The organism is Weissella sp. DD23 (assembly GCF_001579105.1).
Lineage (GTDB): Bacteria > Bacillota > Bacilli > Lactobacillales > Lactobacillaceae > Weissella > Weissella cibaria.
Genome location: NZ_KQ970397.1, coordinates 25,075 through 28,057, shown reverse-complemented (window position 1 = coordinate 28,057; position 2,983 = coordinate 25,075). Strand labels below are relative to the sequence as shown.

General features: G+C 46.4%; 3 protein-coding genes. All 3 read right to left on the bottom strand.

Annotated elements, in window-relative coordinates; translation table 11 throughout:
• On the bottom strand, positions 1-1,347 hold a 1,347-nt coding region (locus WEIDD23_RS10060), incomplete at its 3' end, for a ClC family H(+)/Cl(-) exchange transporter (protein ID WP_062358956.1).
• A gap of 156 nt (positions 1,348-1,503) precedes the next feature.
• Positions 1,504-2,274 (bottom strand): ABC transporter ATP-binding protein, encoded by a 771-nt coding sequence (locus WEIDD23_RS10055; RefSeq protein ID WP_010373352.1) that lies wholly within the window; start codon positions 2,272-2,274, stop codon positions 1,504-1,506.
• The coding region (locus WEIDD23_RS10050) for an ABC transporter permease (RefSeq protein WP_062358955.1) at positions 2,267-2,983 on the bottom strand (717 nt) is incomplete at its 5' end. The genes WEIDD23_RS10055 and WEIDD23_RS10050, both read right to left, overlap by 8 nt.

The following is a 2,983-nucleotide window of genomic DNA, read 5'->3' as shown; positions in this document are numbered from 1 at the left end:
TTCCAGTGCACTCCCCGGTGCAACAACGATCGTCATTTCTTCGAGGCGTCCCCGTAATTTCGTCAGCTGATCGGATAAACGTAACCGGGCCAGCAAGGACTCATAGATGGGTTCACCACCCAAAAAGTCGACCACAAGATACGCAATCAACGCGACCATTGCCATGGCGACCAAATGACTCATCGAACCAACCATTTCAGCAATCAGAACGATGGCCGTAAATGGGGCCTTAGAGATGCTGGCAAAATAGCCAGCCATCCCCAAAATCATCATGTCTAATACATAAGTTGGCTGCAGCCAGCCAAAGTACACCAATATTGCGCCATATAAGGCACCAGCAACAGCACCGAGTGTCAAAATAGGTAAGAAAATACCACCTGGGACCCCAGAACCAAAGGCTAAGGTTGAGTAAGCAAACCGAATCACTAAAATAAGAGCTAATAATCCAATTGAAGCGGTTGCTGTTGTTGGGTTCAAAATTAACCCGGCCCCACCACCAAGTAAGTGAGGCAACCAAATCCCGATTGGTAGCATTAATATAAAGACCACAATGAAGTGATAATGACGTGGTAGCCACGTTAACCCTGCAAATAACTTAGGCGCTGCCAACGTTGCCCGTTGGTAAACATAACCAAACAATCCGAGCAAAATCCCAAATAATGGCAACCACGCATAATCAAGCAAAGGTAGCGCATGCAAATTAGCCATGTGTAACACGGGTGTTAATCCAAACACGTTCACACTCACCATATCAGCCACAACGGCACTCGTTAAAGCACCCAACCAAACCAACATTGAAAAGGTCCGATAAACTTCCTCTACCACAAACAACGTACCAGCTACGGGTGCACCAAATGCTGCTGATAAACCAGCTGCTGCCCCCATTGCAATCATTAATTTCGTATCACGGGCGTCATACCCTCGCTTTTCACCATATAACTGCGCCACGGCAGATCCCAATTGAATGGATGGCCCTTCACGCCCCAACATCGCACCAGATCCAATTGTGATTAAGCCCGCTGTGAACTTGCGCCAGAGCACAGAAAATGGATTAACCGTCATCTGACCGGCCAATTGTCCTTCAACTTGTGGAATTCCCGATCCGTTGACATTTGGGTCGCCTTTGATAATTTGCCCCACCAAAACGGTCAAACCAATCATCCCAACGATTGTGCCAACTAACCAAATTGGCCAGTTTGTAGCATGGCCAATTTGATGATAGATAAGGCGCCACTGTTCTAAAATGGCTTCCACTAGCCAGCGGAAAGCACTCACAACAACACCAACTAATATTCCTACGATTACTGCACGACCGACAACAAGCAGTCTTGTGCGATCTATTTTCATACCATACCTCCAGCAAAAAACTCACCCTCTAATTTACCACTTATTCAGTCATTTAGGAAAACATCAGGTTAAGTCTCTAACCAGCAACAAAAGAGGCTGGGACAGAAGTCTCTGTCTCAGCCTCAAAAGCGTCTCTTGTCTCACTCTATTTGATTATTAATAACGATTAAAGTATTCCAGCAAATCTGGCACCGTCAATTTCGCCTTATCCGCACCAGCAACATCTAACGATACTTTTCCAGCAGACATAATAATTAGTCGGTTACCATACTGAATGGCATCTTCAAGATGGTGTGTAATCATCAGCGCGGTTAATGCGTCTTCCCGAATTCGTTGGTCCGTGACGCGCATCAGTTGCTCACTGGTCTTGGGATCAAGCGCCGCCGTGTGCTCATCAAGCAACAATAACTCAGGTCGTAGCCTTGTCGCCATGAGAAATGACAAGGCTTGCCGCTGTCCACCCGATAGGTCACCAGTCGCGACATGCAAACGTGCATCGAGTCCGTTTCCCATTGTTGCCGCAACCGTCGCAAACTCAGCCAATTTTTCTTTGGTCAGACCACGCCACTTTAGACGCCGTGACAGTCCTCGCCGTTCAGCAAACAATAAGTTCTCAGCAACCGTCATGCGGGGTGCCGTACCAAGCTTAGGATCTTGAAACACCCGGGCCAAGAACTTCGTCCGTTGTGTTTCAGTTAGGCGCGTCACGTCTTGATCACCAAGATAAACATGACCGTCAGTTAACATCAGGGACCCTGCAATCACATTGAACAAGGTTGATTTACCCGCTCCGTTTGAACCCAACACCGTGACGAAATCACCTTCGTTAAGCGTCAATGAGACGTTATCTAAAATCGTCTTTTCTTCAGGTGTTCCTTGATTCACAACCACCGTTGCATTTTCTAATCTTAAACTTGTCTTAGTCATGTGAGGCTACCCCCTTACGTAATACACTATCCAGTTTGAAGTACTTGCGTAGCTGTGGCAAAATCAATGCCAACCCAAGGACAACAGCACTAAAGAGATTCAAATCATTCGCGTTAAAGCCAAGATACAAAACGATGACCAAGACAAAACGATAAAGGACTGAACCAATCACAACCGTAATCAACCGGTCCGTCAGCGTCATTTGATCGGTAAAAATAACTTCACCAATGATAATAGAAGCCAACGCTACCACGATAACCCCAATTCCCATATTTACATCGGCAAATCCATTGTTTTGTGCGACTAAAGCACCGCCAAGACCGATTAAGGCATTCGAGACCATCAACCCCATGATAGTCATATTATCCGTATTGACCCCTAACGAACGTGCCATTGCACGATTATCACCAGTCACAATAAACGCCTGCCCCAATTCCGTTTGCAAAAATGCCGCCGTGGCACCTGTCACCACAATGATAATGAGCAACCCCACCATAACCGTTGGAAAATTTTTAGGCAAAAAGTCTAAGAAAGGCGCCGTAAACAACGTTTCTTTCCCAAGTAGCGACCGGTTCGCTTGACCCATGACACGCAAATTAATCGAATAAATGGCAGTCATTGTTAAAATACCGGCTAGCAAAATAGGGACCTTACCCTTGGTATAGATCAAACCGGTCACCAGACCAGCTAACGCACCGGCTAACGCTGC

Bases quoted from the DNA above. Each gene is read 5' to 3' on its own strand.
- WEIDD23_RS10055 (WP_010373352.1), bottom strand. From the start codon at position 2,274: ATGACTAAGACAAGTTTAAGATTAGAAAATGCAACGGTGGTTGTGAAT.